Origin of the sequence: Chitinophaga rhizophila, from assembly GCF_019492185.1 — a bacterium.
Classification (GTDB): Bacteria; Bacteroidota; Bacteroidia; order Chitinophagales; family Chitinophagaceae; genus Chitinophaga; species Chitinophaga rhizophila.
In genome coordinates, this window is sequence record NZ_JAICCF010000003.1 from 600874 (window position 1) to 627269 (window position 26396).

26 protein-coding genes are annotated in these 26396 nt (G+C 45.9%); 15 read left to right on the plus strand and 11 right to left on the minus strand.

All coding sequences use genetic code 11. The annotated features are described in order from the left end of the window. The first annotated feature begins 65 nt into the window (after window positions 1–65). The 3 genes from K1Y79_RS16960 to K1Y79_RS16970 all read left to right on the plus strand — a co-directional run bounded on the left by K1Y79_RS16960 (window position 66) and on the right by K1Y79_RS16970 (window position 3646). Entirely contained in the window at window positions 66–770 is a 705-nt protein-coding gene (locus tag K1Y79_RS16960; RefSeq protein ID WP_220251355.1) for an SDR family oxidoreductase, read from the plus strand. 110 nt (window positions 771–880) lie between these two features. Beyond that, on the plus strand, window positions 881–2869 hold the full coding sequence (locus tag K1Y79_RS16965; protein ID WP_220251356.1) for a BatD family protein: 1989 nt from the start codon (window positions 881–883) through the stop codon (window positions 2867–2869). Between the two features lie 18 nt (window positions 2870–2887). Beyond that, the gene (locus K1Y79_RS16970) at window positions 2888–3646 is read left to right on the plus strand and encodes an SH3 domain-containing protein (RefSeq protein ID WP_220251357.1); all 759 of its coding nucleotides are present in this window, start codon (window positions 2888–2890) and stop codon (window positions 3644–3646) included. 64 nt (window positions 3647–3710) lie between these two features. Here K1Y79_RS16970 and K1Y79_RS16975 read toward each other — a convergent pair whose 3' ends face one another. The 7 genes from K1Y79_RS16975 to K1Y79_RS17005 form a co-directional block, all read right to left on the minus strand. Further along, a complete protein-coding gene (locus K1Y79_RS16975) occupies window positions 3711–4466 on the minus strand; it encodes a LytR/AlgR family response regulator transcription factor (RefSeq protein ID WP_220251358.1) in 756 nt (251 codons plus the stop codon). A 128-nt stretch (window positions 4467–4594) separates the two neighbouring features. Continuing rightward, window positions 4595–5392 (minus strand): sensor histidine kinase, encoded by a 798-nt coding sequence (locus tag K1Y79_RS16980; protein ID WP_220251359.1) that lies wholly within the window; start codon window positions 5390–5392, stop codon window positions 4595–4597. Between the two features lie 196 nt (window positions 5393–5588). After that, window positions 5589–6296: a response regulator transcription factor gene (locus tag K1Y79_RS16985; protein ID WP_220251360.1), complete on the minus strand. Its 708-nt coding sequence runs from the start codon at window positions 6294–6296 to the stop codon at window positions 5589–5591. Window positions 6297–6319: 23 nt separating this feature from the next. After that, a complete protein-coding gene (locus tag K1Y79_RS16990; protein WP_220251361.1) occupies window positions 6320–7339 on the minus strand; it encodes a sensor histidine kinase in 1020 nt (339 codons plus the stop codon). Beyond that, a complete protein-coding gene (locus K1Y79_RS16995) occupies window positions 7320–7835 on the minus strand; it encodes a gliding motility lipoprotein GldH (RefSeq protein WP_220251362.1) in 516 nt (171 codons plus the stop codon). The genes K1Y79_RS16990 and K1Y79_RS16995 overlap by 20 nt, the downstream gene beginning before the upstream one ends. Before the next feature lie 45 nt (window positions 7836–7880). Next, on the minus strand, window positions 7881–8756 hold the full coding sequence (locus tag K1Y79_RS17000) for a YicC/YloC family endoribonuclease (protein ID WP_220251363.1): 876 nt from the start codon (window positions 8754–8756) through the stop codon (window positions 7881–7883). Window positions 8757–8884: 128 nt separating this feature from the next. Then, a complete protein-coding gene (locus K1Y79_RS17005; RefSeq protein ID WP_220251364.1) occupies window positions 8885–9469 on the minus strand; it encodes a pseudouridine synthase in 585 nt (194 codons plus the stop codon). Between the two features lie 65 nt (window positions 9470–9534). Between K1Y79_RS17005 and K1Y79_RS17010 the strand changes: the two genes are divergently transcribed. The 12 genes from K1Y79_RS17010 (at window position 9535) to K1Y79_RS17065 (ending at window position 22698) form a co-directional block, all read left to right on the plus strand. Then, entirely contained in the window at window positions 9535–10245 is a 711-nt protein-coding gene (locus K1Y79_RS17010) for a Crp/Fnr family transcriptional regulator (RefSeq protein WP_220251365.1), read from the plus strand. Window positions 10246–10367: 122 nt separating this feature from the next. Next, the gene (locus K1Y79_RS17015; RefSeq protein WP_220251366.1) at window positions 10368–12761 is read left to right on the plus strand and encodes a heavy metal translocating P-type ATPase; all 2394 of its coding nucleotides are present in this window, start codon (window positions 10368–10370) and stop codon (window positions 12759–12761) included. An 87-nt stretch (window positions 12762–12848) separates the two neighbouring features. Next, window positions 12849–13064 carry a cbb3-type cytochrome oxidase assembly protein CcoS gene (gene ccoS / locus K1Y79_RS17020; RefSeq protein WP_220251367.1) on the plus strand — a complete coding sequence of 72 codons (216 nt, stop codon included), beginning with the start codon at window positions 12849–12851 and terminating at the stop codon, window positions 13062–13064. Between the two features lie 53 nt (window positions 13065–13117). Next, complete coding sequence (ccoN, locus tag K1Y79_RS17025; RefSeq protein ID WP_220251368.1) at window positions 13118–15244, plus strand: cytochrome-c oxidase, cbb3-type subunit I; 2127 nt, start codon at window positions 13118–13120, stop codon at window positions 15242–15244. 27 nt (window positions 15245–15271) lie between these two features. Next, on the plus strand, window positions 15272–15436 hold the full coding sequence (locus K1Y79_RS17030) for a CcoQ/FixQ family Cbb3-type cytochrome c oxidase assembly chaperone (RefSeq protein WP_220251369.1): 165 nt from the start codon (window positions 15272–15274) through the stop codon (window positions 15434–15436). 39 nt (window positions 15437–15475) lie between these two features. After that, a complete protein-coding gene (locus K1Y79_RS17035) occupies window positions 15476–16579 on the plus strand; it encodes a cbb3-type cytochrome c oxidase N-terminal domain-containing protein (protein WP_220251370.1) in 1104 nt (367 codons plus the stop codon). A gap of 15 nt (window positions 16580–16594) precedes the next feature. Continuing rightward, entirely contained in the window at window positions 16595–17977 is a 1383-nt protein-coding gene (ccoG, locus tag K1Y79_RS17040; RefSeq protein ID WP_220251371.1) for a cytochrome c oxidase accessory protein CcoG, read from the plus strand. Window positions 17978–18005: 28 nt separating this feature from the next. Further along, window positions 18006–18443 (plus strand): FixH family protein, encoded by a 438-nt coding sequence (locus tag K1Y79_RS17045; RefSeq protein ID WP_220251372.1) that lies wholly within the window; start codon window positions 18006–18008, stop codon window positions 18441–18443. A gap of 6 nt (window positions 18444–18449) precedes the next feature. Beyond that, window positions 18450–19166 (plus strand): sulfite exporter TauE/SafE family protein, encoded by a 717-nt coding sequence (locus K1Y79_RS17050; RefSeq protein WP_220251373.1) that lies wholly within the window; start codon window positions 18450–18452, stop codon window positions 19164–19166. A gap of 1 nt (window position 19167) precedes the next feature. After that, window positions 19168–20526, plus strand: coding sequence for an oxygen-independent coproporphyrinogen III oxidase (hemN, locus tag K1Y79_RS17055; RefSeq protein ID WP_220251374.1), 1359 nt, complete (start codon window positions 19168–19170; stop codon window positions 20524–20526). 485 nt (window positions 20527–21011) lie between these two features. Continuing rightward, window positions 21012–21959 (plus strand): UDP-3-O-(3-hydroxymyristoyl)glucosamine N-acyltransferase, encoded by a 948-nt coding sequence (locus K1Y79_RS17060; RefSeq protein WP_220251375.1) that lies wholly within the window; start codon window positions 21012–21014, stop codon window positions 21957–21959. Between the two features lie 64 nt (window positions 21960–22023). Next, window positions 22024–22698 (plus strand): hypothetical protein, encoded by a 675-nt coding sequence (locus tag K1Y79_RS17065; protein ID WP_220251376.1) that lies wholly within the window; start codon window positions 22024–22026, stop codon window positions 22696–22698. A gap of 6 nt (window positions 22699–22704) precedes the next feature. On the opposite strand, the gene K1Y79_RS17070 is transcribed toward K1Y79_RS17065, so the two are convergent. The 4 genes from K1Y79_RS17070 to K1Y79_RS17085 all read right to left on the minus strand — a co-directional run bounded on the left by K1Y79_RS17070 (window position 22705) and on the right by K1Y79_RS17085 (window position 26396). Beyond that, entirely contained in the window at window positions 22705–23688 is a 984-nt protein-coding gene (locus tag K1Y79_RS17070; RefSeq protein ID WP_220251377.1) for an NAD-dependent epimerase/dehydratase family protein, read from the minus strand. A 19-nt stretch (window positions 23689–23707) separates the two neighbouring features. Next, window positions 23708–24568, minus strand: a complete 861-nt coding sequence (locus tag K1Y79_RS17075; protein ID WP_220251378.1) for a 3-hydroxyacyl-CoA dehydrogenase NAD-binding domain-containing protein — start codon at window positions 24566–24568, stop codon at window positions 23708–23710. A gap of 93 nt (window positions 24569–24661) precedes the next feature. Continuing rightward, entirely contained in the window at window positions 24662–25690 is a 1029-nt protein-coding gene (gene pheS, locus K1Y79_RS17080) for a phenylalanine--tRNA ligase subunit alpha (protein WP_220251379.1), read from the minus strand. A gap of 16 nt (window positions 25691–25706) precedes the next feature. Beyond that, window positions 25707–26396, minus strand: a complete 690-nt coding sequence (locus K1Y79_RS17085; protein WP_220251380.1) for a response regulator transcription factor — start codon at window positions 26394–26396, stop codon at window positions 25707–25709.

Sequence of the window (26396 nt, forward strand, 5' to 3'; positions counted from 1 at the left end):
AGATACTCAATACGTAGGGAAGCGCATTTTTTACTATTTTCCGTGTTCTTTAATCACCAACAGATATGAACGCAGTTATTACCGGCGCAAGTAAAGGAATAGGCAAGGCTATAGCAATAAAGCTGGCCAAAGAAGGATTTAATGTAGCTATCTGCGCCAGAAACCCAATCACCCTGGAGAAAGCTCAAGCTGATATTCAGGCAGTTAACCCTGATATTCAGGTTCTGGCCATACCTGTAGATATGGGCAAAAAAGACGAAGTGATAGCATTTGCAGACCGGATCAAGTCCACCTTTTCTCCGGTGCATATACTGGTTAACAATGCCGGTCTCTTCATACCAGGCTCTTTGCATGAGCAGGAGGATGGTTTGCTCGAAAATTTGATGGCTACCAATGTATATAGTGCATATCACCTTACCAGACAATTGTTAGCTAACATGAAAGCAAACAAAAAAGGGCACATTTTTAACATGTGTTCAACTGCCAGCTACACGTCTTACCCTAATGGCGGTGCATACAGCATCACTAAGTTTGCCCTGCTTGGTTTCTCCAGAAATCTAAGAGAAGAATTAAAAGGCCACAATGTAAAAGTTACCTCACTCAGCCCTGGTCCAACCCTTACTGCTTCATGGGAAGGCTTTGAAGCTCCCCCCGGCAGATTGATGGAGCCCGAAGATGTGGCCAACCTGTTATGGAGCGCTTATACCCTGTCAGAGCAAGCAGTAGTGGAAGAGGTAATCATGCGGCCAATGCTGGGGGACATATCATAAATCCTTCACCAGCAAGCACTTCCGGGCTTATATAAATAATTTTTTTAACTAACTTTTAACTGGCTGTTCAGCGCCAACAGGGCTGGCTTTGGTTAAATTTGTTTTGCATTATGAACGTCGCAACTGTTAGTATAAGGAAGTTTGTATTATCCCTGTTCTTCTGTCTGGGCGCTATCACGTGCCTGCAGGCGCAGGAATTTAGGTTCACTACCACTGTCAGCAGTAATAAGGTAGCACTGGATGAACCGTTTCAGATACAGTTCATGCTGGAAAATGCTCCTAATGTTTCCAGTTTTACGCCTCCGGCTTTTAATGATTTTGAAATATTACAGGGTCCCTCTCAGATGCAGGGTCAGTCTATTATGAATGGACGACGCTCAGAGTATATTGCCCTGATCTATGTTATCCAGGCAAGGAGGGTAGGTAATTTTACCCTACCAGGAGCCACCGCCCGTTCCAATGGTAACGTAGTACGTTCCAACCCCGTAACTATTGAGGTTGTGAAGTCCGGTGCAGCCCGGGGTAATCAAAATCAGCAGCAGGCAGTACCACAGGGAGGTAACGGCTACCCCCCATCCCGCTCGCCGCGTTCCCAATCACAACAAGATGAGATGGAAGGCGTTTTGAAAAACGGGGAAGATGTAAATGCTAAACTCAAGAAGAATATTTTCGTTAAAGTAGACGTAGACAAAACCACTCTGTACGAGGGGGAACAGCTCACTGCTACTTATAAGCTATATACCCGGCTCCCTACCAACTCCAGTGTAACAAAGGTGCCGGCATTCAAAGGATTCTCCGCTAAAGACATTGAATTGCCTAATCCTCCACAGGCCTCTGACGAAATGGTGAATGGGGTACGTTACCGGGTATTTACTATCCGCAAGACGCTATTATTTCCATTACAGTCAGGCACCCTGGAGCTTGATCCGGTAGAGGTAGACAACCATGTCAGATTAGTGAAAATGGTCAAGAACAACAATAAACGCGCAAGAGATCCTTTTGCCGACCTGTTCAACGACCCCTCTCTTAAAGATCCTTTTGACGATCCGTTCTTTGACGACTTCTTTAACCGTCCGGAGGTAACCTACGAAGACGTTCCCTATAAAATCCAGACAGCGCCCGTAAAAGTAACGGTCAAGCCATTGCCGGTAGATAATCGACCTGTAAGTTTTACCGGAGCAGTAGGAAAGTTTAATCTGACAGCTACGCTAGACAAAAAGGAGCTGACCACAGATGATGCGCTTACACTAAAAGTAGTGGTTTCCGGACAGGGTAACGTCAACCTGCTGAATGGCCCGAAAGTCGAAGTGCCTGCAGGCTTTGAAAAATATGATCCAAAGGTTACCGACAATATTGAGAAGAATAGCAATCCTTTATCTGGTTCCCGCCAGTTTGAATACGTGCTGATGCCGCAGGAAGCAGGCGATCAGACTATCCCACCGGTGGAGTTCTCTTATTTTGATGTAGCTTCCAATAGTTATAAGACCGTTCGTTCTGAAGCATTTACAGTTCACGTAAAACCTGGTAAACAGACCAAACGTGAAAAGGAAGACTTCAGTGTTAATAAAAATACTATCACCTCCAATTATACCGGCGTACTTAATTGGGTGAAGCAAGGTGGCTACCTGCTGGTCAGTCCGCTGTTCTGTATATTACTGCTGCTACCGGTATTGGCAGTGATTGTAGCCATTATATACCGCCGCAAAAAGAACTATCAGCAAAATAATGCCGCGTTCCTCAAACACCGGTATGCTAACAAGGTAGCATTGAAACGTCTTGAACTGGCAGCACGCTACCTGAAAGAAGGAAAAGACAAAGCTTTTTACGAAGAAACGTCCAGGGCTGTCTGGGGGTATCTTAGCAATAAGCTGCATGTTCCTTTTGCAGATCTGAGTAAACAGCTAATCCAGGACCGACTTGCCCAGCAGCAGGTTAGCGAGCAATATACAGTTAAGCTGTTCGATCTGCTGGACAATTGCGAGATGGCGCTGTACACGCCTATGCACAATAATGATAAAATGCAGGTTACCTACCAGCAGGCCGTAGAGGTAATCAGCCAGCTGGAAGATGAACTGCAGCGTGCAAAAAGTGTTGTATAAACCTGCTAACTATTAACGATGAAAAAGATATTCTCTGCTATATGTTCCCTTCTATTGTTATCTCATCTTGCAGGAGCTGCATCAGCACCTCAGCAGGAGTTTGAGAAGGGCAACCAACTGTTTAATCAGAAACAGTACTCAGAAGCTGCTACGGTATATCAAGGTCTGATTGACCAGGGGTATGAACAGCCGGAACTATTTCTTAATGCTGGTAATGCCTGGTATAAGGCTAATAAAACCGGAATGGCCATTTTCAACTATGAAATGGCGCTTGCCAGGGATCCTTTTAATAAATCAGCAACACACAATCTATCAGTGGCAAACCAGCGGGTAGAAGGATATGTAAATGATCTGCCTTTGTTGTTCTTTCAGCGTTGGTGGTTACACACACTGCATTTCCATAGTCCCGATGGTTGGGCAACCGGCGCAGTTATCCTATTATGGCTGGCCGTTGCAGCCTTTGTTACACTACTGATAGCTCCTTCATTCAGGCCTGTACTGGTAAAGTGGGTAAGCGGTGCTGCATTGGTGCTATTCCTGTTTTACCTGAGTATGGGAATTAGCGCATATGTCTCAGCCAATGCTCACGATGAAGGTATTATTATGGGCAGTGTGGTAAAAGTGAAAGCTGCACCGGATGATGAAAGTAAAGATATGTTTGAATTGCATGAGGGTGTTAAGGTACAGGTTACTGATGCTACCCAGGAATACTGTAAAATATCGCTGCCGGATGGCAAGACCGGCTGGCTGGCTTGTGCAGAGATCAAGAGGTTGTAGAAAGCCGCAAACTACGGGCATCCGGTTAGGGGAGTGAGCTCTCCAGAAGCCTGTAGTTTGCGGCTTAAAGCTTTTCTATCCTATCCATAAACTCTTGCTTACGATGGCGGGACACTGGAATACAGCTACCATCTTTCATAATAATATCCCCACCATCTCCTTTTATATACCGGTCCATATGATTCAGATTGACCACATAGCTATGATGGACCCGGAAAAAGCCTTTATTTTTCAGTTGACTTTCTACTTCCTTCAGTGAACGGAATACAAGACATGGTTCAGGCGTGCTGACAAGATGCACCAGAGTAGTGTCTCCATCAGCCGCACAGTATAGTATGTCTTTTACCAGCAGCATACGTAGTCCTTCGTGACTTGGCAAGGCCAGCCGTTCACCAGGATACAGGTGCTGATGCAATACTTCCAGCAGGGAAGTATCAGGTTTAGTATCTGCAGATCCATTTGGATGGTAGCGGGCTATTGCTTTATCCACCGCATCTATGAGATCTTCCCTTATAATGGGTTTCAGCAGGTAGTCCAGCGCATTGTGCCGTATAGCATCCAGGGCATACTGATCATGTGAAGTAGTTACAATAATGGAAAAGCTTGCGTCTTTACAGGCTTTCAATACTTCAAATCCATTCAGTCCCGGCATTTCCACATCCAGGAAAAGCAGATCAGGTTGATATTTTTCTATTGCCTCCAATGCAGAGATCCCGTCAGCGCAAACCGCCACTATATTGACTGCAGGGCAATGCTTTTCCAGCAAAAGCTTTAGAACACTTCTGCTGAGCTTCTCATCATCCACGATAATAGTGCGCATGTTGTATTAGTTCTTGTCCCCAGAACCCTCTGTCATCAAAAGAAAAGCATAGGTGAGGGTCTACAAAATATACAATATCTACTGTAAAGATGTGAAAGTTTATTTAACGCGGGTACTACTTTTATATGTTACATGGCGCTTTCCCTGGTGGCTGCTTGCTGCATTTTAATGATAACAACATGACCACTAGGCTGTTTCAAATCATTATATAACTCCTGCTGGGTGATACCTGTACTCATATTATAACGCTCATTGATAGCGCTGAGCCGGGCAGCTGCTATGTTTATACCCCGGGCCAGGTGGCTTTCCGGAGACAGGGGTTCCTGGCTGATGCCGTTATCTTCGATACGGATATGCAACATTTCATGCTGCCTGCTGATTCTGATATGAAGGCAACCACCACTTTTCGCGGGCCGTAGTAGTAACCGTCGCCAGATAGCTTCCTGTATATACGGCTGAATAATAAGCGGGGGTATGAAGGTGACCTGTTGAAAAACCTCGGGGGCAATATCCACTTTGTAATCAAACTGAGAGCCGAACCTAAGCTGTTCCAATTGTAAATAGAGTTCCAGGGCTTCTATATCTTCTTCCAGGTTAACCCACTGTTTGTTGCAGTTGCGGATAAGCAAGCGCATCAACCGGGCAAACCGGGTGAGGTAGAGGGAAGCAAGATCAGTACTGGTGGTTAGGATGTAGTGGTGTATAGCATTCAGGCTGTTAAATATGAAATGCGGGTCCATTTGCGCCTGAAATGCATGCATCTCCAGGTGTATCAGCTGCTGTTGCCTGCTTATCTCTTTTGTTGAAGCCTGTCTGATTCGCCTCTCCCGGAGATAGAACACGCTGCAGATCACTATCAAACTCAACAGAAAAAACACCCAGTACGGCCAACCTACTGCATTGAGTATGTTAGAGCAAAAAGCCAAAATTTTATAGGTTTGCGAAAGGATATAATATTAAGCACCTCAAAAAGTCATACAACTCCATCAGGCACAATGTTGCAATGTAGTTAAGACCGATGTTAAATATCCGTCAATTCCGGTTGCCGGGAAAGGGGCATTTATTACAAGGCAGCATTTGGAGAACAACCGGACGAAAAATAAGGGTAACTGGTAACAATGGCTATTCAGTAAATTTATAACCTACGCCTCTTACGGAGTGGAAATACCTGGAGTTACGGCTATCTTCCTCAAAGTATTTGCGGAAATTGAGTATAAAGTTGTCAATAGTACGGGTAGTAGGGTAGACGTTGTACCCCCAAACCACCTGCAGGATCTTTTCGCGGGTTACGACTTCGCCTTTATTCTCAATCAGCAGTTTCAGGAGCATCGTCTCTTTCTTGCTCAGCTCATAGTGTTTACCATCTTTACCGATGCACTCCTGTGCGGCAAAGTCGATCTCATTATTACCAAATTGATAGACGGTGGATACGCTATCCTTATCTTGTATGCGTTTATTTTTTACAATCAGCTTTTCTACTCTGAGCAGCAGTTCTTCCAGGTTGAAAGGCTTGGTCATATAGTCATCACCACCTTTTTTCAGCCCCAGCACGCGGTCAGCGCTACTGTTTTTGGCACTGAGAAACAGGATGGGCACTTCGTTATTCTGAATACGGATATTTTCACAAACCGCGATGCCGTCCATTTCCGGCAGCATGATATCCAGGATGATCAGGTCAAAATATTCGTTCTTTACCGCCTTTAAAGCAGCGGTGCCATTATCTACAGCTGTTACTTCATATCCCTCCAGTTCCAGGTTGAGTTTCAGCGCTTCCTGGAGGTTTTCTTCGTCCTCTACCAGTAGTATGGATGCTTTAGTAGCTTCCTTCATAGTTAATAATTGCAATCACTAATTTACACTCTTTGACTGGAATATGCCGGCCAGGATATCTCAAAACTTGCACCGGTAGGTACATTGTCTTTCACCACAATTGTACCTCCATGCTGCTGAACAATCTTTCTGCACAAAAACAATCCGAGGCCCGATCCCTTCGCCTTACGCGTATTTTCATTACCTATACGATAAAACTTAAGGAATATCCTATCCCGTTCGTCTGCCGGTATGCCTGGTCCTTCGTCAGTCACTTTCAGCTTTAACTGGTTATTGTTTCCTCTTTCCAGTCTTACATTAATGACGGTATTCTTAGGCGCATATTTTACAGCATTCTCCACAAGGTTACTCAATAAGATCTGCAGCATGAACTTATCCCCATTGACCCACACATCAGGCAAAATATGTGCCTGTATGGTATGTGTCGATATGCGTGCCTGCATTTCCTTGACCCCGTTTTCCAGCAGTTCAGAGTAATCTATGTCTTCCCGGAATAGCTGGTAACGTTGAGATTCCATCTGGGAAGCAAGGAGTATATTGTTACATAACTGGTCCAGGCGGTTAGTCTCCCGGATAGTATTATCCAGCAGCTTTAACCGCTTATCCTCGTCCAGCTTGTGTTTCCGGAGTGTTTCAAGATTAAGTTTGGCAGCAGCAATAGGCGATTTCAATTCATGTGTTACCGCCATCAGAAAATTCTGCTGTTGCTGTGACAGGCGCATTTGCTTCCAGATAGCCCGGTAAACGAAGAATCCTCCCAGGAAAATAATCGCCAGAAAAATCAGCCCTTCGCCAAAAAACATGACAGAACGTCTCTCTTCTTTGAGCTCTATACGCTGTAATTCTTCATGATATTCCTTAGGATGTGCAATACTGTCAGTACGTAAAACGAGGTTTTGTATCTCAAACCCGGTGATCTGTTCACTTTGATTGAACAACAGCACCCCCCACCACACCAGTGCGAGGATGGTATATGCCAGTACAAAGAGATAGATAAAGGAGATGGCTCTCCCTTCCTGCATATTACGGAATAGCTTTTTCATTTTTTCGCAACCCGGCTTTCTCAATCCGCAGACCTACATTCATAATATCGGGCAACGGATTTTGCCGCATATTTTGTTCAAAAGTAAACTTGTAGGTCCCTGGCTTATTCAGTATAGCATGCTGCTGAATGGGGATTCTGTGCTCATAGACATACATACCATCCAGTCCGCTACCGAGCCATTTACCCGACATATCAGCCAGGGGAAGTTCCACCCTTTGTGCCACCGGTTTTTCTCCAGGGAACTGCGTGTGAACCAACAACCAGATATTGCTATAAGGGTAGGAGTCCTTATGCCTTACATTCACATAAATGTTATAAAGGTATGCCGTATCCTGAGGCTGCACGGTAACCTCAAAAACGGGCTTGTCAGCATAAGCCCACTCATGTCCCGGAATATCCAGGTTCTTTTCATAGGTGTCCATTGTCAGGGGCTGACAGGAGGCTGCTGCTAACAACATTCCTGCGACCACCATCATCCGGCAGCGTTTATTCATACTTTATTGAAAATACTTTTTATACATGAAGACTGAAAGATCCGCTTACAGGACATTCAGTACCTGCTCTTTTGCTTTCTCCAATTCATCCTTCATCAGTACCACCCATTGCTGGATGCTGGCATCATTTGCTTTGGAACCGGTAGTATTGATCTCTCTGCCCACTTCCTGCAATACGAAACCTAACTTTTTACCTTTAGCCGGATCAGCATCCGCCAGTATTTCTTTGAAATAACGGCAATGGTTCTCCAGTCGTACCAGCTCTTCCGAAATATCGAGCTTTTCCAGATAGAAAATCAGTTCCTGCTCCAGGCGGTTCTCATCTACATTCTCTTTACCCACATGTTCTGCCAGCAGACTTTCCAGGCGCTGACGTACTTTATCTTTACGCAATGGGTCCAGTTCACGCACTTTTGCACAATAGGTTCCGATATTCTCTATACGCAGCAGCAGGTCGGCAGCCAGCATCTGTCCCTCATCCACACGGTGTGCGTCCAGGTCAGATACAGCCTGTCTGATTGCTGTCTCAACTTCCAGCCATTCTTCTTCGGAAATCTGCTCGGTTGCCGGAGAAACCACCTCTGGTAATTTCATCAGTACATTCAGCATATCTTCCTGCGGCAGCTTCAGTTCTGTAGCCAGCGCAGTTATAGAATGATAGTAATACTTTGCCAGGTCAGTATTTATTACCACCGGACGAGTAGCTCCATTCTGCCTGATATTTACTGTTGCATCCAGCGTACCACGTAACAGAGACTGCTGCATTAAGTTACGGATATCAAACTCATATGGCTTTAACAGTGGAGAAATTTTCAGGTTTACCTCAAACTGCTTACCATTGAGCGATTTAACTTCCGCTACAATCGTAGTTTCACCTTTGGTAATTTCCGCCCTTCCAAAGCCGGTCATTGATTTCAGCATAATAGAGATTTGTTGGCAACAAACCTACCTAAATTAGCCCAAAGCACAAAGAATACGTACAGGCAAACCCTATCCGGCTTCAGCCTGCCCCGTTTCTATGTCCGTCACGTCCTGCCCGTACAGCTATCTCAGAACAGCAGCCCGTATATCTCCTTCCGGTCCATCTCCCTCATCTGCCCTGGCTCCAGACCATCTACTGTGATACGGGCTATACGGTAACGGATAAGTCTCAACGTAGGGAATCCCACAGCAGCCGTCATTTTCCTGACCTGCCTGTTTTTCCCTTCCCCCAGCGTCAATCTGACCCACGGGGCTGGAATCAACTTACGGAAACGAATAGGCGGATGCCGCTCCGGTACCTCCGGATCAGTCTCGAATATCTCTGCCTGACAACGGCGGGTCTGATAGGGCTTTCCATCTATAGATATCTGAACCCCCTGCCTCAATTGCTGAACTGCTTCCCCCGTAACTGCACCATCCACCTGTACCCAATACTCCCGTTCATGCGAAAATTTAGGGTCCAGCAAACGGTGATTCAGGGATTTATCGTTCGTCAGGATTAATAATCCCTCACTGTCGTAATCCAGTCTGCCGACAGGATAAACATCGGACGGAACATTGAAATGATCCGCCAGACTGGCCTTTCCCTCTTCTTTCCCGAAACGCGTGAGCACCTGGAAAGGCTTATATATAATATAATATTTAAGTGACATACCCAAAGTAGTAAGGTCGTACGTTTATTTTGGCTGTAAATTAGTAATTTTGCCAACTGAAACTTATGTGTACGCCTTACCATAATGCCTCATGTGCGAATTGCCAGGACCGCTTTGGATCTATTTTATTCAAGGCAGAGAAGTGTAATCTGGAAGAAATTGAGTCTGCGAAAGTTTGTACCACCTACAAAAAAGGACAGATCGTTTTTCAGGAAGGCGCTTATCCGTTCGGCATTTATTGCGTTAATTCAGGCAAGATTAAGCTCTCCCACTGTGGAGACGACGGCCGCGAACAAATCGTTCGTCTGGCTAAACCCGGCGACATTATAGGTTACAAAGCACTGCTCAGCGCCGAGCGCTACACCGCTTCCGCTATAGCCCTGGACGATTCCTCCGTCTGCTTTATTCCTAAAGACCTTTTCATGAGCATATTGCAGAAAGATGCCAGCCTTTCCCTGGAAATGATGCGCATTCTCGCCAGCGAACTCAGAAAAGCAGAACTTAAAATCACACACCTGGCGCAAAAGCCTGTGCGTGAACGCCTTGCAGAAACACTCCTGTTTATAAAAGAAACTTATGGGGTAGAACAGGATGGCAGCACCCTCAACGTCCGCCTTTCCCGCGAAGAGATTGCCAACCTCGTCGGAACAGCTACAGAATCTGCTATCCGTCTACTATCTGAATTTAAAAAAGACGGACTTATAGAACTCCAGGGTAAAAAAATCCGCCTGCTTAATCCGGAAGAACTGACCCGGACCGCCAACCTGCAGGATTAGTTTCTTCCACAAAGATACCACCACGCCTCACAGATCTCCACTGATACAGATCAGCCCTCACTTTGATACCCATCATTGCCACCTTTTCATGATGCCGGTAATTTTGCAGCAAACCGTTTATCATGGCAACAACCACTGTTATCCCGGATACCAGATTGCAATGTACCCACTGTGGAGAAGATTGTCCGGACGACAAAATCGTCCTGGAAACCAATCACTTCTGCTGTGAAGGATGTAAACTGGTATACGAAATACTGAATGAAAACGGACTTTGCGATTACTACACCCTGAATAATAATCCCGGCCAGTCACAACGTATCCCTGTACGTAAAGACAAATTTGCTTTTCTCGACGACCGGAAAATACAGCAACAACTGATTCAATTCCAGGATGATAATCAGACACATATCACCTTTTATATTCCTCATATTCATTGCAGCTCCTGCCTGTGGTTACTAGAAAACCTCCATCGGCTGGATGCGGGCGTGCAACGGGTAACAGTTAATTTCTCCCGGAAAGAGACATTTATTGTATTCCGTCAGCAGGAAACGACCCTTCGCCGTATCGCTGAAATACTTACCAGCATCGGCTATGAACCTTATATCAGTCTGCAGGACCTGGGGCAGAAAAAGCCTCGTATCCAACGCGATCTGGTATACCGGCTGGGTGTAGCAGGCTTTTGTTTCGGCAATATCATGCTGCTCAGCTTCCCTGAATATTTTTCCAGTTATGGCTATTCTGATGAGAAGATGAACCACCTCTTCCGTTGGATGAACCTGACACTTTCACTGCCCGTCTTTTTTTACAGCGCCCAGGTATTCTTCAGGTCTGCCTGGGGAGGCATAAAAACAGGATTCCTGAATATTGACGTTCCAATTGTACTGGCTATTATTGTCACGTTTATCCGCAGTTTGACAGATGTGTTCAGCGGAGCGGGAGCCGGCTACTTTGATTCTATGACTGGTATTGTCTTTTTTATGCTGATTGGCAGAATATTGCAAGACAAGACGTACCAGGGTCTATCTTTCGACCGTGATTACACCGCCTATTTCCCTATTGCCGTCTCTGTGCTGAAAAGCGGAGAGGAAATCCCTACAGCGCTGCCTGATATCCGTACCAATGATACGCTCCTTATACACAACCAGGAACTGATCCCTGCGGATGGCATCCTGGTAAAAGGAAATGCCGTAATAGATTATAGCTTTGTAACCGGAGAAGCTGTTCCTGTACATAAAAATACCGGCGAAATTGTATATGCCGGTGGCAAACAACTTGAAGGCAATATTGAAATACTGACTATTAAAGAGGTGGCCCAAAGCTATCTCACCAGCCTGTGGAACAGAGACGAATTACGCAGTCCGGAGGAAAAAGCGCCTTCCTTCATACATATGCTTAGCCGCTATTTCACCTGGGTCGTATTATCTGTTGCGGTAATCGCTGCTACCTACTGGTGGGCTAATGATCCCTCTCGCATATGGCCGGCAGTAACGGCTGTGCTGATCATTGCCTGCCCCTGTGCGCTACTGTTGGCGGCGTCTTTTACCAACGGACATATTCTGCGTATCCTCAGCCGGCAGCACTTATACCTGCGTAACGCGGATGCGATAGAGCGGCTAGCAGCTATTGACCATATTGTATTCGATAAAACCGGTACGCTTACAGGTAAAGCAAAAGCAACTATTTCATACGAGGGCGATACTCTTTCGCCCGAAAAACTGATCGCTATTGGTACCCTGGCGGCACAGTCCAGCCATCCGCTCAGTAAGATGGTTGCCGCCTTCTGCGGAAAAGACGAACGCCTTCCTGTCAGGAACTTCCGTAGTATTGAGGCAAATGGCATCAGCGGATGGGTGGAATATAACTTTATACAGCTGGGCAACGCTACTTTTACAGGAGCCGTAAATAAGCCCCATACGGATGGTAGTACTGTATATGTAACTATTGATGGTCAACCGGCAGGGCGTTTTATTATCCGTCATCAATATAGGGAAGGGATACAGGAGTTGCTGCAACAGCTGCAGCAACGGTATAAACTATCCCTGCTATCCGGCGACAATGATGCTGAGGGTAATTATCTGCAGCAGATCATGGGTCCTGGGGCAAGTCTTCACTTTGCACAACAGCCGGCTGACAAACTCAATTATGTCATTACTTTACAGCGGCAAGGCCATCATGTATTAATGATCGGCGACGGATTAAATGACGCCGGCGCACTAAAACAAAGTGACGTAGGTATTTCTCTGACAGAAAGCAGTAACAATTTTACTCCTGCAAGTGATGGCATACTTGAAGCCGCACAACTGGTACAATTACCCCGGCTGATCCGGACATGTACCAATAACCGGCGTATTATCATCATTACGTTTATCATCTCCCTTCTTTACAACTTCATCGGACTATTCTTTGCCGTACAGGGTATTCTTTCTCCGCTGACGGCCGCGATACTCATGCCTGCCAGCTCTATCAGTATCGTGTTGCTGACATATGCACTGAGCGAGTGGATGAACAGATCATGATATGAATCAGTATACCGGTTGAGCAGCATCATCGTACCCGCAACAGCAACAGGCTAGCTTTGTTCATGGAAATTAAAACCAATTACTATGAGCGTGATCATCATCCTTCTCGGAGCCAGCCTGCTGGTGGCAATCTTCTTCCTGGCGGCTTTTATATGGTCAGTAAGGAACGGGCAATTTGAAGATAATTTCTCTCCTGCGCACCGTGTGCTGTTCGAAACAAAACCTGCTGAAACTTCTACCTGCAAGTCAGGGAATGCATGTACGAATATTAACTGCAAATCACGCATCTGCAAAAACTAATACACCTCATATCTACTAGCAACGCATCTCTTATAATTCGTAATTGAACAAACATGTCTCTCGAAAAATTTTCGTACGATAACCGTACCGTGAAATGGTTTGCATACGCCTGTATCGGCTGGGGGCTGGTCGGCATGCTGGCCGGACTGTGGGCTGCGCTGGCGCTTGTGCTGCCTGACCTTAATCTCGCCTATGCACCAACAACATTCGGCCGTCTCAGGCCAGTACACACCAATGCTGTCATCTTCGCCTTTGTCGGTAATGGCATCTTCATGGGGGTGTATTATTCACTACAGCGGTTATGTAAAGCCCGCATGTTCAGCGATCTGCTGAGCAAAATACACTTCTGGGGATGGCAGGCTATCATTGCCGGTGGCGCACTGACCTTACTGATGGGGTATACTACCGGTAAAGAATACGCAGAACTGGAGTGGCCTTTCGACATTGCTATTACCCTGATATGGGTGGTGTTTGGCGCTAACATGCTGGGTACCATCCTGCGTCGTCGTGAAACACACCTTTATGTGGCCATCTGGTTCTACATCGGTACATGGGTAGCAATCGCAATGCTACACATTGTTAACTCCTTTGAGATGCCGATATCCTTCCTGAAAAGTTACTCCTGGTATGCAGGCGTACAGGATGCACTGGTACAATGGTGGTATGGACACAATGCAGTAGCATTCTTCCTCACCACACCTTACCTGGGTCTGATGTACTACTTTGTACCTAAAGCAGCCAACAGACCGGTGTACTCATACCGCTGGTCTATTATCCACTTCTGGGCACTGATCTTTATCTATATCTGGGCAGGACCACACCATCTGTTATACACCGCATTACCTGAATGGGCACAATCTCTGGGTACCGTTTTCTCTATTATGCTGATTGCGCCATCCTGGGGCGGTATGCTGAACGGGTTGCTGACACTGAGAGGTGCATGGGATCGTGTTAGAGAAGACGCTATTCTGAAATTCTTTGTAGTAGCGCTTACCTGTTATGGTATGGCCACTTTTGAAGGACCGATGCTTTCCTTAAAAAATGTGAATGCTATCAGTCACTACACCGACTGGACTATTGCACACGTACACGTAGGCGCTTTGGGATGGAACGGCTTCCTAACCTTCGGTATCCTTTACTGGTTACTGCCACGTATGTTCAACACTGAACTGTATTCCCGCAAATGGGCAAATACACACTTCTGGCTGGGTACACTGGGTATTATATTCTATGTGGTACCACTGTACTGGGCTGCCTTTACACAAAGCATGATGTGGAAACAGTTTACACCGGAAGGACAGCTGAAATTCCAGTTCCTGGAAACAGTGAATACGGTAGTTCCAATGTACGCATTACGTGGATTAGGTGGTCTGTTATACATATCCGGCGTTATACTGATGATCGTAAACGTTGCTAAAACCGTACGCCGCGGAACATTTGTTGCCGATGAACCTGCAGAAGCTGCACCATTACCCAAAGAAGTTCATACCCATGGTAAGTCTCACTGGCACAACTGGATAGAACGCAGACCTATACAGCTTGCTGTATTCAGCCTGATCGTTGTGGGCATAGGTGGTATCCTGGAAATGATCCCAACCTTCCTGGTAAGAAGCAATATACCTACCATTACCAGTGTAAAACCATATACTCCGCTTGAACTGCATGGCCGTGATGTATATATCCGCGAAGGATGTTATACCTGTCACTCCCAGATGATCCGTCCGTTTAGAGACGAGGTAGCCCGTTACGGAGAATATTCCAAGGCTGGTGAGTTTGTATATGACCACCCGTTTCAGTGGGGTTCTAAAAGGACAGGCCCCGACCTGGCCAGATTAGGGGGTAAATATCCTGACTCATGGCACTACAACCACATGCTGGATCCAACATCTATGTCTCCGGGATCCATCATGCCACAGTATCCATGGTTGTTTGATGACAAGATCGATAAGGCGAAAACACCTGCAATGATCAATGCCATGAGAAAACTGGGCGTTCCTTATCCGGCAGGTTTTGAAACGCAGGCAAATACCGATATGCTGAAACAGGCAACTGAAATTTCAGAAAGGCTGAAGAAAGATAAGCTGGAAGTAGGACCTGATAAAGAGATCGTAGCGCTTATCGCTTACCTGCAACGTCTGGGTGCTGATATTAAAAACAATACCACCGCGGAGAAACAATAATCTGAACAATTGTAAATCAAGCAAGACATGAAGTTTATCAATTATCTGGAATCTATCACAGGCGTGAGTATTTATCCGCTTAGTTCACTGTGCATCTTTACAGTATTCTTCATATTCGCTGCATTCTGGGCATTCAAGGCAGATAAAGGCATGATAGATCATATCCGCAATATCCCGCTGGATGATCACTAATGACGCGCTGCTCGTTTACTATTCTCCAATTGCAACATTATGAACAAGAAATCAATCACTATAACAGGCCTTTCTCTTTTTTCCCTGTGCCTCCTGAGCACTCTTCCGGCAGCAGCCCAATATAAACCTGCGCCTCCTTCAGAAGTGTGGCACCCTGTCGCTCTTGTATTACTGACGGTTATCATTGGATTGCTTATCGCAATTGTGGTGCTGGGCAGCGCAGTGATCAGTGCCATGGACATCTACAGGGACCGCATCAAAAGTGAAAAAAGCAAAGCAGTTGCTACTATCGTGTTACTGCTGGCCGGTCTCTTTTCGGCCGATAGCGTATTTGCACAGGAAACAACTGAAGCGGCAAAAGCCGTATCTACTACTGTGGTATCCGGACTGTCAGATACTTCTTTTTACCTGCTGATCTCTGTGATCACGCTACAGATACTGATCATCATCAGTATGTTATACACCCTGCGCGTGCTGGTCGGTATAAAAAGTAAAAAGAAGAAGAAAAAAGAAGAGATCCCCGGTAAACCGAAAGTTAACTGGTTTGAACGCCTCAATGATACCAAGTCACTGGATGCCGCTTCTGAAGAAGAACAGGATATGGGCCACGACTATGATGGTATCCGTGAGCTGAACAACCCTACACCTCCCTGGTGGAGATGGAGCTTCTACTTCAGCATTGTGTTTGCCGTAGTCTATTTCTGGCGCTTCCAGATAACACACTCTGCACCTTCCCAGCTGGAAGAACTGGCTATTGCGGAAGCCGCAGCCGCAGAAGCAAAAGAAGAATACCTTAAAAATGCCGCTAACAATATCGACGAAAACAATGTCACCCTCCTCACAGGAGCCGATGATATTGCCGGCGGACAGAAACTCTTTGCTGCCAACTGTGCTGCCTGTCATGGCGCTGAGGGACAGGGTGTTGTAGGTCCCAACCTTACAGATGATTACTGGTTGCATGGCGGACAACTAAAAGAAGTCTTCTCGACCATTAAATACGGTGTACCTGAAAAAGGAATGAAGTCATGGAAAGATGACTTCTCACCCAAACAACTGGCTCAATTGGCCAGCTATATCAAGAGTATACACGGTTCCAATCCTCCTAATCCTAAAGAACAGCAGGGTACATTGGAGAAAGAATAAATAAAAGCATTTGTGATGGAAGAAACGTTCAGAGATAGTCTTGCTACTGTTGATAAACAGGGGAAAAGAAGCTGGATTTACAGCCAGCGACCGAAAGGAAAATTGTATAACGCGAGGAGTGTGCTGAGCTTCCTTTATTTCCTTGCGTTTTTCGCCGGCCCGTTCATTAAATTGAACGGCCGGCCCCTGTTTTTGTTCAACGTAGTAGAAGGCCGCTTTATCCTGTTTGGAGCCATATTCTGGCCACAGGATTTTTTCATTTTCGGACTGGCAATGGTTGCCTTTATTCTCTTCATCGTCTTGTTTACCATGGCCTTTGGCCGACTCTTTTGCGGATGGGCATGTCCACAAACCATCTTTATGGAAATGCTCTTCCGCAAAATTGAATACTGGATTGAAGGAGATGCTGCTGCACAAAAACTACTCAGTCAGGCACCCTGGCATACAGATAAAATCATCAAGAAAACCAGTAAACATATCCTCTTCTACCTCTTGTCCTTCCTGATCGCTAATACCTTCCTGGCATATGTAATTGGTATAGACAGCCTGATTGAAATTATAACTGGACCAGTTGCGGAACATACCGGCGGACTCGCAGCCATGACCATCTTTGCTGCCGTGTTCTACGGCGTATTCGCTTTCTTCAGAGAACAGGTGTGTACCGTTGTATGCCCTTACGGACGCTTACAAGGGGTACTGCTGGACAGAGACTCTGTGGTGGTTGCTTATGATTACACCAGGGGAGAACCAAGAGGCCGTTTTAAAAAAAATGCGGATAAGAACCTGGGCGATTGTATTGATTGCTATCAATGTGTCAAGGTTTGCCCTACCGGTATCGACATCCGTAATGGTACCCAGCTGGAATGTGTCAACTGTACCGCCTGTATTGACGCCTGTAACTTCATGATGGAGAAAACCGGCCGGCCACTGAACCTGATCCGTTACGCTTCAGAGAATGGTATTGCCAATAAACAGCCTTTGCGTTTTACACCAAGGTTCAGAGTATACAGCTCCATCCTGGTAATATTACTGACCGCCATCACCTGGATGCTGGCAAGCAGAAAACCAGTAAGCGGCACCATCATCCGTACAGCAGGTATGTTATACCAGGAGAGGGGACAAGACAGCATTTCAAACCTCTACAGGATTAAACTGGTCAATAAAACAACAGCTGATATTCCGCTTACCCTGAAACTGGAAGATACACCCGGGCATATTGAACTGCTCGGTCATCAACAAATTCTGGTAAAGGAAGAACAACAGGGAGAAGGCATATTCTTCATCGTTCTTCCCCGTGATGCGATCAGCAAACGTAAAACCGCATTGCGCATTTCCCTTTACGAAGGAGAAAAAAAGACCGGTACGCTACAAACTACCTTTCTGGGACCGGCAAGATAATTTTCATCATCCTATAAAATAACAGATCATGCACTGGGGTCATAAAATCATTATTGTATTTATAGTTTTTGCAGCAGGCATACTTACCCTGGTCACCAAAAGCATGCGTACACGCATTGATATGGTTACACCAGACTACTATGCAGAGGAACTTAAGTACCAGCAGGTAATAGACGGAAGGAGAGAGGCAAAGTCCCTGTCTGCACCAGTCAGTATCAACCAGTCGCCACAGTCTATTGGCGTGCTGTTTCCGTCAGAAATGCATGGTATCACTATGAAAGGCAATGTCTTATTCTACCGGGCGTCAGATTCCCGCCAGGATGTGTCACTTCCCCTCCAGCTGGATGAAAATGGCCTGATGCTGGTTAGCAAACAGCGGTTCCATAAAGGCAACTACCGCGTAAAATTGCAATGGGAAGCCGGCGGTAAATCTTACTACCAGGAAAACTTCGTCACCGTTAACTGATTCATCATGTTTCTGACATTGCTATACGCTTTATCAATGGGTTTCATCGGCAGTTTTCACTGCATAGGTATGTGTGGTCCTATCGCACTTACCCTACCGGTGCAACATCTTGATGGGGTGCGGAGGCAGGCAGGCATCCTGCTGTACAATGCTGGCAGGGTCACAGCATATGCTATTCCCGGTACAATAGCCGGATGGCTGGGACAACAGTTTTTCCTGGGTGGCTTACAGCAATGGCTGTCTGTTACACTAGGTTGTGGTATGCTGCTGTTTATCCTGCTCAGATATGTGCTGAATAAAGGCCATCTCCGGATGAAGACCAGCTTTTATGACCGTTATATTAAGAAAGCCCTGGGAGTCCTGCTTCGCAAACAGCAGTTGTCTACACTCTATGCAATCGGATTCCTGAATGGTCTGCTACCCTGTGGCCTGGTATGGTTTGCCGTAACAGGCGCTATTGCCACCGGCAGCTATATACAGGGAGGCCTGTTTATGATGGCTTTCGGACTAGGCACATTACCTGCAATGGTAGCCATCAGCTGGTGCAACGATCTTATCAGTATTGATCTTCGCAACCGTCTGCGCCGATGTATACCTTATGCTATGACAGTCATGGCCCTTTTACTCATCATGCGCGGGCTGAATTTAAATATTCCTTACGTAAGTCCTGCATTGCCTGCCCCCAACGAACGGGTGATGCAACACTGTTATAAACCATCCTGATATGCAACTCATCAGAAAGTACAATACCGCCGCTCCCCGTTACACCAGTTATCCTACGGTGCCTTATTGGGATGAATCGACTTTCAATATTGATACCTGGAAGCAGACTTTACTGCAATCATTCCGTGTCTCCAATGAAAAAGAAGGCATCAGTATTTACATTCACCTGCCATATTGTGAACAGTTGTGTACATATTGTGGCTGCAACAAGCACATAACTGTTAATCATGCTGTAGAAGCGCCCTATATACAATCACTGCTGAACGAGTGGGAGCTGTATGTACGGTTGTTTAAAGACAGGCCACGTATCAGGGAAATACATCTCGGCGGAGGTACGCCTACTTTTTTCAGTCCCGAAAGCCTGCATCAGTTGTTGTCACGTCTTTACCTGGATGCTGACCTGTTACCAGATGCTACACTGAGTTTTGAAGGGCATCCGAATAATACGACCACAGCACATATGCTGACGCTCTATAACCTGGGCTTCCGGCGTATGAGTTTGGGCATCCAGGATTTTGACATCAGGGTGCAGGATATTATCAATCGCATACAGCCTTACGAGACGGTAGAGCGGGTAACAGCTGCCGCAAGGGAGATTGGTTATACTTCCATCAATTATGATCTGGTATACGGATTGCCATTACAGACCATCCAAAGTGTCAGAGACACTATCAGCAAAGTCATGCAGCTGAAGCCAGACAGGATATCTTTCTACAGTTATGCGCATGTGCCCTGGGTAAAAGGTGTCGGACAAAGGCGATATTCAGAAGAAGATCTGCCTAAGGACGAAGAGAAACGGGCGCTGTATGAGCTGGGTAAAACGATGTTTGCAGAAAATGGCTATACAGAAATTGGTATGGACCATTTTGCATTACCACATGACAGTCTGTTTCATTCCTTCCGGGAAGGATCGCTGCACAGAAACTTTATGGGTTATACCGATCATCATACCTCCGTGATGATAGGACTTGGAGCGTCTTCTATAGGAGACAGCTGGTATGCTTATGCACAGAATGAAAAACGTATTGCAGTATGGCAGCAACTGGTAAACAATGGCGAGTTTCCTGTAGTACGCGGGCATATTCTTGACAGGGAAGACCTACAATTACGCCGTCATATCCATCAGCTGATGTGTGGTTTTAGTACCAGCTGGAATGATGAAACTGATAAGGACAACGTCATTGCTGATTGTCTTGAAAGGCTTGGAGAGCTTGAAAAAGACGGACTGGTAGATATACAGTCCGGTAGCGTATCAGTTACTGAAAGAGGACGGCCTTTCATCCGTAATATCTGTATGGCTTTTGACGCCCGCTTGTGGAAAAAGCTGCCGCAATCTCAACTGTTCAGTAGTGCGATATGATACTTCTTCCTCTTATTCACTTCATTTTTATCACTTTATAAGCAACCGATTACTGTTGCCGAAATACGGTTGCTTTTTTCCAAAAAATGGAAATTCCAAAGACAGCAGTTATACAGTATTTGAAGCAGGCTGTCTTTGCTTGTGTAACAACAGAAAGCTGTATACATTCAATCGGCGGAAATACTTGTGGAGAGCGGCTTTTAGTGGGCATTAAAAAAGTCTGACCGTGTTTACAATCAGACTTTCTTGTTATGTGAATGGGTTAGTAAGTACAGGGAACAAAAATTCCCTACACAATATTAAAAAGAATTTCATCACAAAAGAAAAAAAATACAAACTTTTTTATTCACACCACTAAAAAAAGTGTGGATAACAACAGTTACAAAGAAGCGTTAAAACTTAGCTTATCATACTTGTCTAAGCAGAACGTGTGAACAATAATATCGGATTCTCTACTACCTTTGCCTCACTAAACAACAGAAAACATGAAGTTTAACGAACCGATCGCGGTAACGGAAATAGCAGCATTCATAGGCGCTACGCTGGAAGGCGATGAGAAACTGATGGCAACCGGTATCAATGAGATCCATAAGGTTGAACCAGGTGATATCTCATTCGTGGATTTCGAGAAATACTATGATGCCTGTCTGCGTTCTGCGGCGACGATTATCATCATCAATAAAAAAGTTACCTGCCCTCCAGGGAAAGTGTTACTGATATCAGATGACCCATTCAGCGCTTATGTAAAACTGGTTAAACGTTTCCGTCCATTCCAACCCGCCACCAGTCCCATCAGCGATTCCGCTGTAATAGGCGAGGGTACTATCATACAGCCGAATGTATTCATCGGCAACAACGTCACAATCGGTACTAACTGCATCATTCATCCGAACGTAACTATTTATGACAACTCCATTATTGGCAACAATGTGATCATACATGCAGGTACTGTGATCGGTGCTGATGCATTTTACTTCAAGAAGAGAGCAAACAGGGAAGTGATGTATGATAAAATGGAAAGCTGCGGAAGGGTGATCATTGAAGACGATGTAGAGATAGGCGCTGGTTGTGCTATCGACAAAGGGGTAAGTGGCGATACCATCATCGGCCGTGGCACAAAATTCGATAACATGATCCACATAGGACATGGTACTGTCATAGGACGTAACTGTCTCTTCGCAGGTCAGGTCGGTGTAGGCGGTAAAGCACGCATCGAAGACAATGTAATACTCTGGGGCCAGGTTGGCGTATCCAAAGACCTTACTATAGGAAAAGGAGCAGTTGTACTGGCCCAAAGTGGTGTGCCTTCTTCCCTGGAAGGTGGCAAAACATACTTCGGTTCTCCTGTAGAAGATGCCCGCACTAAAATGAAAGAAATAAACTGGATTAAACGTATTCCGGAGATCTGGCAGAAGATCACTGCCGGCAATTGATATTTTCCATCACAAAGGCTTCATGCACCCACATGCATGAAGCCTTTCCGTATAAGCAATTCATATGTTCCGTTATCTCCCAGCTTTACTGCTTGTTATTGCCTGCCATACTATGGCTTTCTCCCAAAAGGCCTTGTATACCTCCGCTCAGGAGCTACCTGTGAAGATCGATGATGGCTGGTTTACTGCAAGAACCATTTCTTTCGGTCCTTACCAGACTTCCTCCCGTAAAAACGGTATAGATGCCGGTACAGACCTTTCTTTCATTAAGTCGCCCCAGCATCCTTTTAACTTCCGGGTAACTGGCAATAACGCCGACATACTGATACAAGTTATACAGGTCGCTCATATTGGCCTATCCGGGCTTTCTCTGCCTTCATTTCTTGATAAAATGCCCCCGCCTGCACTATTTACCTATGCTGGTATCAATGCCGGTAAAAACGAGCCGCAGCAGCAATGGCAAATGATCCTGAAGGATATGACCTATCTGGAGCTCAATGATAATAAACCGGCAGGTATATTACAGTCTCCGGAAACGGACATCCGTATCACGGCCAATAACCGGTTCGGGGCCAAAAATTCCTACGAGAATATCTGCTATGAGTTTCATTACCGTAAGGAAGTAGTAGCGGCTGTGGTTACCGGCCAGCAACCACGAGTATGGATGAGTACGAAAACAGATCATACTCCGCTGCAAGCTATGCTTGCTGCGGCAATAGGTACATTACTGGTAAGATAGCGGTAGTTATGACTGTTGTTGCTGTTCCTGCAGAAAAACCCTGCACATATCAGCAATGGTCTGCTTTAATGGTGTATAGGTAAAATCGGGTAATGTTCTGGTTAGCTTGTCACTGTTATAAAAAACCTGCATTTGTGCTGTCCTTGCAGTTTCTTTGGTCAGAATACTCTTTTTGCCGGTGAACTTACTCTTCAGTGCTTCCATGCGCCATACAATCTCTGCCATCCAGGGCTTTACTGCTATATGGGGTGGCTTTTTGCCCAGCTGCCCGGCCATTTCTGTAAACAGGTCGTAGTATTTCCAGTTGTCTGTTGATACCACAAACCGTTCTCCCTCTATCTCACTTTCCATCAGGCGGTACATCACCTCTGCTACATCCCGCACGTCTGTAAAACCGTTGATACCTTGTGTATAATAGGGAAACTCTTTCCAGGCATTTTTGATCAGCATCCCTGATCCGTCGTTCCAGTACCCTGCACCAAGGATGATACTCGGATTGACAATAGCAACTTCAAGTCCTTCTGCACGTCCTCTCCATACTTCCATTTCCGAAAAGTATTTGCTGACTGCATACTTCGAGTTATTCTTACTATCCTGCCACTCACAGGATTCATCGAGTTTCCCGGTTTTGGACCGTCCCAGGGCTGCAACCGAGCTTACATGCACAAATTTTCTTACGCCCGCATCTATGGCAAGGTTTACCACGTTGGCAGTTCCCTCCACATTTACCTTCATCATCGTAGCATGTTCTCCGGGGCGAAAGGATACAACAGCTGCACAGTGATAGACCTTTTCTATCCCTTCCATTGCTTCTTCCAGTGCGACTACATCCAGTACATCGCCCTGTATCCATTCAATTTTGTGCTGAATATCTTTTACCTGCTGAGGAATTTCCTTACGGTACAAGGCCCGTACCGGTTGCCCGACATTCACCAGTTTCCGTAATAAATGACTGCCTAAAAAGCCTGTTCCTCCCGTTACTAAAATCATGAAGTAAGTCCCGTTTGCATCAAAGATAGTTATAAAATCCCTTCCCGCTTTTCTTTCCAAGTGCCCCTTCTTCTACCTTCGCTATTTGTAAGGGACTGGGCGCAAATCTTGGCGCTCCATTATACGCTTCATACAATGAACGTGTCACGGCAAGGTTCACATCATTTCCAATCAGATCCATCAAGGCAAATGGTCCCATGCGGAAGCCTGCACTTTCCAGCAGCCTATCTATCGTTTTATAATCTGCCACTCCATCTGCTGCTACCTGCATCGCTTCAAGATAATAGTGCCTGGCTACTCTGTTCACAATGAAGCCTGGCGTATCTTTTACCATCACAGGCGTTTTGCCCATCCGCTGCGAAAGGGTATAAAGCAACGCTGCTACAGCAGGGTCGGTCTCATTCCCACTCACGATCTCCACCAGCTTCATCAAAGGTGCAGGATTGAAAAAATGCATCCCTGCTACCCGTTCCGGATGTTGGATGCCGTGTGCAATAAGAGATATGGAAAGAGAAGATGTGTTAGTGGCAAAGATTGTTTCCTGACCATTCAATTCAGCCAGTTGACTGAATAATGCTGTCTTGACAGCTGGTTTTTCAATAATGGCTTCAATAATGACTGACGCCTGGCAGTCTTCTATTTTCTGGGTAAAAGTAATACGCTGCAGTATTGCCTCTTTCTCTGCCGCCGTAAGGCGCTCTTTTTTAACTGCACTTTCCAGTTGCCCGGAGATCTGTTGCTGCGCTTTTTCCAGCACCGGGGCCTGCAGGTCATACAGTACTGTTTTATAACCCGCTGTTGCCGCTACCTGTGCAATACCTGCACCCATAGTACCTGCGCCACATACTGCGATTATGCTTATCTGGTCGATAGTTATCATAATTGGAATTTGTAGGGGTAAACAACGAAGGAGAAAACGGCGCATCGTTTCAACGCACGTTTTCTCCTTCGGAAAAAGTATTTATTATCTGCGTCAAAGGGCACCTTCAAACTGCTCCAGGAACCTTGTATCGTTCTCAGAAAACAGTCGGAGGTCTTTGATCTGATAGTTCAGCATGGTAATACGCTCGATACCCATACCGAAGGCAAAACCGGTATATTTCTCAGGATCAATACCACAGTTCTCAAGTACCTTAGGATGTACCATTCCACATCCAAGGATCTCTACCCAGCCGGTATGCTTACACACGTTACATCCTGAACCGCCACATATCTGGCAGGAAATGTCCATTTCGGCGCTTGGCTCAGTGAACGGGAAATAAGAAGGGCGGAAGCGGATACGTGTATTCTCACCAAACAGTTCTTTTACGAAATGGTAAAGGGTCTGTTTCAGATCGGCAAATGACACGTTCTCGTCAATGTACAGTCCTTCTACCTGGTGGAAGAAGCAGTGCGCCCTGGCAGAGATAGTTTCATTGCGGTATACACGTCCCGGACAGATAATACGGATCGGCAGTTTGCCGGACTCCATCGCTCTTACCTGTACGGAAGAAGTATGGGTACGCAGCAACCAGTCCGGATGCTTGCTGATATAGAAAGTATCCTGCATGTCGCGGGCAGGATGGTTTTCCGGAAGGTTCAACGCTGTAAAGTTATGCCAGTCGTCTTCTATTTCCGGTCCCTCTGCAATCGCAAAACCCAGGCGTTCAAATATGCTGATGATTTTATTTCTTACTACGCTGATCGGGTGGCGGGTACCCAGTCTGTGCGGTTCTGCGGGCAGGGTAAGATCGGCATCGGTGCTGGCAGCAGCGCCGCTGTCTTTGAGATGCTCAAATTGTGCATATCTGTCCTCTGCCAGCTGCTTGAAACCATTCAGTACCTGACCAAATTCCTTTTTCCGGTCATTAGGCACCTGCTTCATTTCGCCAAACATGGCCTTTACAATTCCCTTAGTTCCGAGAAATTTAATGCGGTATTGTTCAAGATCCGCAGCTGTGGCTGGTTCAAAAGCCAGAATTTCCTGTTTGTAGGCAGCTATTTGCTGTTCTATCTGCTCCATAGGTCGCAAATATAATTCAAAAGATCAGTTTATAACCAACCCCTCTTATATTCACAATCTGTACCCGCGGATCATCTTTCAGGTACCGCCGCAGCTTCGTAATAAAGACGTCCATACTCCTTGCGTTAAAGAAGCTGTCATCCCCCCAGAGGTCCAGCAGGACCGTCTTTCTTTCCATCACCTGATTAAGGTTTTCAGACAATCGCCGCAGTATTTCAGCCTCCCGGTGGGAGAGGAACTCAGTCGTATTATTACGGGTCAATGTCTGCTTGGTATAGTTGAATACGTACTGCCCTATATGTATCTCATCCTGACTGCCCATGGTTCCTCCACCTGACGCCTCCTTGAAGCGTTGTAGCAAAGCCTTTATCCGCACAATCAGCTCATCCATGCTGAACGGCTTCTTCAGGTAGTCATTTCCTCCCAGCTCAAAGCCTTTTACCACGTCTGTCGTTTGCGATTTTGCTGTCAGAAAGATGATAGGAGTAGTTTTATCCTGCTTCCTGATCTCCGTCGTTACTGTAAAACCGTCCATGTTTGGCATCATAATATCCAGCACCACTACGTCTGGCTTATGCTCCTGGTATAAACGAAGTCCCTCTTTGCCATCTGCCGCATATAACATTTCAAAACCTCTCATTTCCAGGCTGTCCTTCACGATCTGCCCAAGCTGCCATTCGTCTTCAATCAGTAATACTTTCGACAT

Coding starts and splice junctions, on each gene's coding strand:
- K1Y79_RS17070 (WP_220251377.1), bottom strand. CDS start 23,688: ATGATTTTAGTAACGGGAGGAACAGGCTTTTTAGGCAGTCATTTATTA.
- K1Y79_RS17060 (WP_220251375.1), top strand. CDS start 21,012: ATGAAGTTTAACGAACCGATCGCGGTAACGGAAATAGCAGCATTCATA.
- K1Y79_RS17000 (WP_220251363.1), bottom strand. CDS start 8,756: ATGCTGAAATCAATGACCGGCTTTGGAAGGGCGGAAATTACCAAAGGT.
- ccoS (WP_220251367.1), top strand. CDS start 12,849: ATGAGCGTGATCATCATCCTTCTCGGAGCCAGCCTGCTGGTGGCAATC.
- K1Y79_RS17050 (WP_220251373.1), top strand. CDS start 18,450: ATGTTTCTGACATTGCTATACGCTTTATCAATGGGTTTCATCGGCAGT.
- K1Y79_RS17075 (WP_220251378.1), bottom strand. CDS start 24,568: ATGATAACTATCGACCAGATAAGCATAATCGCAGTATGTGGCGCAGGT.
- K1Y79_RS17035 (WP_220251370.1), top strand. CDS start 15,476: ATGAACAAGAAATCAATCACTATAACAGGCCTTTCTCTTTTTTCCCTG.
- ccoN (WP_220251368.1), top strand. CDS start 13,118: ATGTCTCTCGAAAAATTTTCGTACGATAACCGTACCGTGAAATGGTTT.
- K1Y79_RS16975 (WP_220251358.1), bottom strand. CDS start 4,466: ATGCGCACTATTATCGTGGATGATGAGAAGCTCAGCAGAAGTGTTCTA.
- K1Y79_RS16985 (WP_220251360.1), bottom strand. CDS start 6,296: ATGAAGGAAGCTACTAAAGCATCCATACTACTGGTAGAGGACGAAGAA.
- K1Y79_RS16995 (WP_220251362.1), bottom strand. CDS start 7,835: ATGAATAAACGCTGCCGGATGATGGTGGTCGCAGGAATGTTGTTAGCA.
- K1Y79_RS17085 (WP_220251380.1), bottom strand. CDS start 26,396: ATGTCGAAAGTATTACTGATTGAAGACGAATGGCAGCTTGGGCAGATC.
- K1Y79_RS17045 (WP_220251372.1), top strand. CDS start 18,006: ATGCACTGGGGTCATAAAATCATTATTGTATTTATAGTTTTTGCAGCA.
- K1Y79_RS17030 (WP_220251369.1), top strand. CDS start 15,272: ATGAAGTTTATCAATTATCTGGAATCTATCACAGGCGTGAGTATTTAT.
- hemN (WP_220251374.1), top strand. CDS start 19,168: ATGCAACTCATCAGAAAGTACAATACCGCCGCTCCCCGTTACACCAGT.
- K1Y79_RS16970 (WP_220251357.1), top strand. CDS start 2,888: ATGAAAAAGATATTCTCTGCTATATGTTCCCTTCTATTGTTATCTCAT.
- K1Y79_RS16990 (WP_220251361.1), bottom strand. CDS start 7,339: ATGAAAAAGCTATTCCGTAATATGCAGGAAGGGAGAGCCATCTCCTTT.
- ccoG (WP_220251371.1), top strand. CDS start 16,595: ATGGAAGAAACGTTCAGAGATAGTCTTGCTACTGTTGATAAACAGGGG.
- K1Y79_RS17010 (WP_220251365.1), top strand. CDS start 9,535: ATGTGTACGCCTTACCATAATGCCTCATGTGCGAATTGCCAGGACCGC.
- K1Y79_RS17065 (WP_220251376.1), top strand. CDS start 22,024: ATGTTCCGTTATCTCCCAGCTTTACTGCTTGTTATTGCCTGCCATACT.
- K1Y79_RS16965 (WP_220251356.1), top strand. CDS start 881: ATGAACGTCGCAACTGTTAGTATAAGGAAGTTTGTATTATCCCTGTTC.
- K1Y79_RS17005 (WP_220251364.1), bottom strand. CDS start 9,469: ATGTCACTTAAATATTATATTATATATAAGCCTTTCCAGGTGCTCACG.
- K1Y79_RS17015 (WP_220251366.1), top strand. CDS start 10,368: ATGGCAACAACCACTGTTATCCCGGATACCAGATTGCAATGTACCCAC.
- pheS (WP_220251379.1), bottom strand. CDS start 25,690: ATGGAGCAGATAGAACAGCAAATAGCTGCCTACAAACAGGAAATTCTG.
- K1Y79_RS16960 (WP_220251355.1), top strand. CDS start 66: ATGAACGCAGTTATTACCGGCGCAAGTAAAGGAATAGGCAAGGCTATA.